Genomic DNA, 5,136 nt, shown 5'->3' with positions numbered 1-5,136 from the left:
TTGTTGGATTGAACTTAAGAGTTTGATCCTGGCTCAGATTGAACGCTGGCGGCATGCTTTACACATGCAAGTCGAACGGCAGCGGGGGCTTCGGCCTGCCGGCGAGTGGCGAACGGGTGAGTAATGCATCGGAACGTACCCAGTCATGGGGGATAACTACGCGAAAGCGTAGCTAATACCGCATACGCCCTGAGGGGGAAAGCGGGGGATCGCAAGACCTCGCGTGATTGGAGCGGCCGATGTCGGATTAGCTAGTTGGTGGGGTAAAGGCCTACCAAGGCGACGATCCGTAGCGGGTCTGAGAGGATGATCCGCCACACTGGGACTGAGACACGGCCCAGACTCCTACGGGAGGCAGCAGTGGGGAATTTTGGACAATGGGGGCAACCCTGATCCAGCCATGCCGCGTGAGTGAAGAAGGCCTTCGGGTTGTAAAGCTCTTTCAGACGGAAAGAAAACGCCTCCCCTAATACGGGAGGTGGATGACGGTACTGTCAGAAGAAGCACCGGCTAACTACGTGCCAGCAGCCGCGGTAATACGTAGGGTGCGAGCGTTAATCGGAATTACTGGGCGTAAAGCGTGCGCAGGCGGTTGTGTAAGACAGGTGTGAAATCCCCGGGCTTAACCTGGGAACTGCGCTTGTGACTGCACGGCTAGAGTACGGCAGAGGGGGGTGGAATTCCACGTGTAGCAGTGAAATGCGTAGATATGTGGAGGAACACCGATGGCGAAGGCAGCCCCCTGGGCCGATACTGACGCTCATGCACGAAAGCGTGGGGAGCAAACAGGATTAGATACCCTGGTAGTCCACGCCCTAAACGATGTCGACTAGTCGTTCGGAGAGGTAACTCACTGAGTGACGCAGCTAACGCGTGAAGTCGACCGCCTGGGGAGTACGGCCGCAAGGTTAAAACTCAAAGGAATTGACGGGGACCCGCACAAGCGGTGGATGATGTGGATTAATTCGATGCAACGCGAAAAACCTTACCTACCCTTGACATGCCAGGAATCCTTGAGAGATCAGGGAGTGCCTTCGGGAGCCTGGACACAGGTGCTGCATGGCTGTCGTCAGCTCGTGTCGTGAGATGTTGGGTTAAGTCCCGCAACGAGCGCAACCCTTGTCGCTAATTGCCATCATTAGGTTGGGCACTTTAGCGAGACTGCCGGTGACAAACCGGAGGAAGGTGGGGATGACGTCAAGTCCTCATGGCCCTTATGGGTAGGGCTTCACACGTCATACAATGGTCGGTACAGAGGGCTGCCAAAGCGCGAGCTGGAGCCAATCCCTTAAAGCCGATCGTAGTCCGGATCGTAGTCTGCAACTCGACTACGTGAAGTCGGAATCGCTAGTAATCGCAGATCAGCATGCTGCGGTGAATACGTTCCCGGGTCTTGTACACACCGCCCGTCACACCATGGGAGTGGGTTTCACCAGAAGTAGGTAGCTTAACCTTCGGGAGGGCGCTTACCACGGTGAGATTCATGACTGGGGTGAAGTCGTAACAAGGTAGCCGTATCGGAAGGTGCGGCTGGATCACCTCCTTTCAAGAGACAGGCCGTGTTGGCCGAGTATCCACAACTTATCGGTTGTTCAGGCAAGAGCCTCGAGTTTGACGAGAGGGTCTGTAGCTCAGCTGGTTAGAGCACCGTCTTGATAAGGCGGGGGTCGTTGGTTCGAACCCAACCAGACCCACCACCGAGACGAGAGGGGGATTAGCTCAGCTGGGAGAGCACCTGCTTTGCAAGCAGGGGGTCGTCGGTTCGATCCCGTCATCCTCCACCACCGTTGGGTGGGCTCGGGTAGGCTCAGGCAAGGGTTAAGCCGTGTGCACGGCAAGTGTGTGCAGGGCTTAGGCCTTGGTGCCAGTGTTCTTTAACAAAGTGGAAGAAGTAAAGTGTGCGGCAGCCGGTCGAAAGGCGGGTTGCTGCATGGGTTGGTGTGATTGCATTTTGCGTTCATCGGCGCTTTGAACCAGCGGCCGGTGGATGCGCACAAGCGTGAGTTCGTCTGTAGCGATTGAACCCTGGCGACAGGGTCCAGCGTTATAGGATCAAGCGACTAAGTGCATGTGGTGGATGCCTTGGCGATCACAGGCGATGAAGGACGTGCAAGCCTGCGAAAAGCGGGGGGGAGCTGGCAATGGAGCTTTGATCCCCCGATGTCCGAATGGGGAAACCCACTCCTTCGGGAGTATCCCGCGCTGAATACATAGGCGTGTGGAGGCGAACGCGGCGAACTGAAACATCTAAGTAGCCGCAGGAACAGAAATCAACCGAGATTCCCCAAGTAGTGGCGAGCGAACGGGGAGTAGCCTGCACGACTAAACCATCGATTTAGCAGAACGGTCTGGAAAGTCCGACAATACAGGGTGATAGTCCCGTATGCGAAAAATGGGTGGCGGGTCTGAGCGTGCGACAAGTAGGGCGGGACACGTGTAATCCTGTCTGAAGATGGGGGGACCATCCTCCAAGGCTAAATACTCGTGATCGACCGATAGTGAACCAGTACCGTGAGGGAAAGGCGAAAAGAACCCCGGGAGGGGAGTGAAATAGATCCTGAAACCGCATGCATACAAACAGTGGGAGCCTCGCAAGGGGTGACTGCGTACCTTTTGTATAATGGGTCAGCGACTTACGTTCAGTAGCGAGCTTAACCGAATAGGGGAGGCGTAGGGAAACCGAGTCTGATAAGGGCGACATAGTTGCTGGGCGTAGACCCGAAACCGGATGATCTATCCATGGCCAGGATGAAGGTGCCGTAACAGGTACTGGAGGTCCGAACCCACTAATGTTGAAAAATTAGGGGATGAGCTGTGGATAGGGGTGAAAGGCTAAACAAATCCGGAAATAGCTGGTTCTCCCCGAAAACTATTTAGGTAGTGCGTCGTACGGACACTTGCGGGGGTAGAGCACTGTAATCGTTGGGGGGGTCACTGCGATCTACCCCGCGATAGCAAACTCCGAATACCGCAAAGTGATATACGGCAGACAGTCCTGGGGTGCTAACGTCCTGGGACAAGAGGGAAACAACCCAGACCGCCAGCTAAGGTCCCAAATACATGGCTAAGTGGGAAACGAAGTGGGAAGGCATAGACAGCTAGGAGGTTGGCTTAGAAGCAGCCACCCTTTAAAGAAAGCGTAATAGCTCACTAGTCGAGTCGTCCTGCGCGGAAGATGTAACGGGGCTCAAGCCATGAACCGAAGCTGCGGATCTCGTAAGAGATGGTAGGGGAGCGTTCCGTAAGCCTGCGAAGGTGTCTCGAGAGGGATGCTGGAGGTATCGGAAGTGCGAATGCTGACATGAGTAGCGATAAAGGGTGTGAAAAGCACCCTCGCCGAAAGCCCAAGGTTTCCTGCGCAACGTTCATCGACGCAGGGTGAGTCGGCCCCTAAGGCGAGGCAGAAATGCGTAGTCGATGGGAAACAGGTCAATATTCCTGTACCGATTTTAGATGCGATGGGGGGACGGAGAAGGTTAGGTCAGCCGGGTGTTGGACGTCCCGGTTTAAGCGTGTAGGCGTGCCCCGTAGGCAAATCCGCGGGGCTAAGCTAAGGCGTGATGACGAGGGCTCTTTGAGCCCGAAGTGATTGATACCATGCTTCCAGGAAAAGCCTCTAAGCTTCAGTCTAAGATCGACCGTACCGCAAACCGACACAGGTGGGCAGGATGAAAATTCTAAGGCGCTTGAGAGAACTCAGGAGAAGGAACTCGGCAAATTGATACCGTAACTTCGGGAGAAGGTATGCCCCACTAGCTTGTAGGAGTACATCCGAAGGGCGAAGGGGCCGCAGAGAATCGGTGGCTGCGACTGTTTATTAAAAACACAGCACTCTGCAAACACGAAAGTGGACGTATAGGGTGTGACGCCTGCCCGGTGCCGGAAGGTTAAGTGATGGGGTGCAAGCTCTTGATCGAAGCCCCGGTAAACGGCGGCCGTAACTATAACGGTCCTAAGGTAGCGAAATTCCTTGTCGGGTAAGTTCCGACCTGCACGAATGGCGTAACGATGGCCACACTGTCTCCTCCTGAGACTCAGCGAAGTTGAAATGTTTGTGAAGATGCAATCTCCCCGCGGCTAGACGGAAAGACCCCATGAACCTTTACTGTAGCTTTGCATTGGACTTTGACGGGACTTGTGTAGGATAGGTGGGAGGCTTTGAAGCGGTGACGCCAGTTGCCGTGGAGCCAACCTTGAAATACCACCCTGGTGTCGTTGAGGTTCTAACCTGGGCCCGTGAATCCGGGTCGGGGACCGTGCATGGCAGGCAGTTTGACTGGGGCGGTCTCCTCCCAAAAGGTAACGGAGGAGTACGAAGGTCGCCTAGGTACGGTCGGACATCGTACTGATAGTGCAATGGCAAAAGGCGGCTTGACTGCGAGACCGACAAGTCGAGCAGGTGCGAAAGCAGGTCATAGTGATCCGGTGGTTCTGTATGGAAGGGCCATCGCTCAACGGATAAAAGGTACTCTGGGGATAACAGGCTGATTCCGCCCAAGAGTTCACATCGACGGCGGAGTTTGGCACCTCGATGTCGGCTCATCACATCCTGGGGCTGTAGCCGGTCCCAAGGGTATGGCTGTTCGCCATTTAAAGTGGTACGTGAGCTGGGTTTAAAACGTCGTGAGACAGTTTGGTCCCTATCTGCCGTGGGCGCTGGAAGTTTGAGAGGACCTGCTCCTAGTACGAGAGGACCGGAGTGGACGTACCCCTGGTGTACCGGTTGTGACGCCAGTCGCATCGCCGGGTAGCTAAGTACGGAAGAGATAACCGCTGAAAGCATCTAAGCGGGAAACTCGCCTCAAGATGAGACTTCCCCGGGGCCTCGAGCCCCCTGAAGGGTCGTTGAAGACCACAACGTTGATAGGTCGGGTGTGGAAGCGCAGTAATGCGTTAAGCTAACCGATACTAATTGCCCGTGAGGCTTGATCCTATAACCCTGGATCGCTACAACACACTCACGCATCACACCAACAACCAACACTTTACTTCCCCGCTTTGTTACCCCTTACAGTCTGACGACCATAGCGTCCCGGAACCACTCCTTCCCATCCCGAACAGGACAGTGAAACAGGACCGCGCCGATGATAGTGCTCTCCTTGAGTGCGAAAGTAGGTCATCGTCAGACTACCCTAC

General features: G+C 55.2%; 2 tRNA genes and 3 rRNA genes. All 5 read left to right on the top strand.

The features are described from left to right. Positions 1-10: 10 nt before the first annotated feature. Positions 11-1,546: ribosomal RNA gene (locus GPA22_RS22185) — 16S ribosomal RNA — on the top strand. A 74-nt stretch (positions 1,547-1,620) separates the two neighbouring features. Continuing rightward, positions 1,621-1,697: transfer RNA gene (locus tag GPA22_RS22180), tRNA-Ile, on the top strand. 11 nt (positions 1,698-1,708) lie between these two features. Continuing rightward, positions 1,709-1,784 (top strand) — tRNA-Ala (locus GPA22_RS22175). 266 nt (positions 1,785-2,050) lie between these two features. Then, a 23S ribosomal RNA gene (locus GPA22_RS22170) occupies positions 2,051-4,933 on the top strand. An 81-nt stretch (positions 4,934-5,014) separates the two neighbouring features. Further along, positions 5,015-5,128, top strand: a 5S ribosomal RNA gene (gene rrf / locus GPA22_RS22165). The 16S, 23S and 5S rRNA genes sit together here with 2 tRNA genes alongside, the layout of an rRNA operon. The last annotated feature ends 8 nt before the right edge of the window (positions 5,129-5,136 follow it).

Origin of the sequence: Aromatoleum toluvorans (genome assembly GCF_012910905.1) — a bacterium.
GTDB classification, from domain to species: Bacteria; Pseudomonadota; Gammaproteobacteria; order Burkholderiales; family Rhodocyclaceae; genus Aromatoleum; species Aromatoleum toluvorans.
This window is presented reverse-complemented; position numbering and strand designations above follow the sequence as displayed.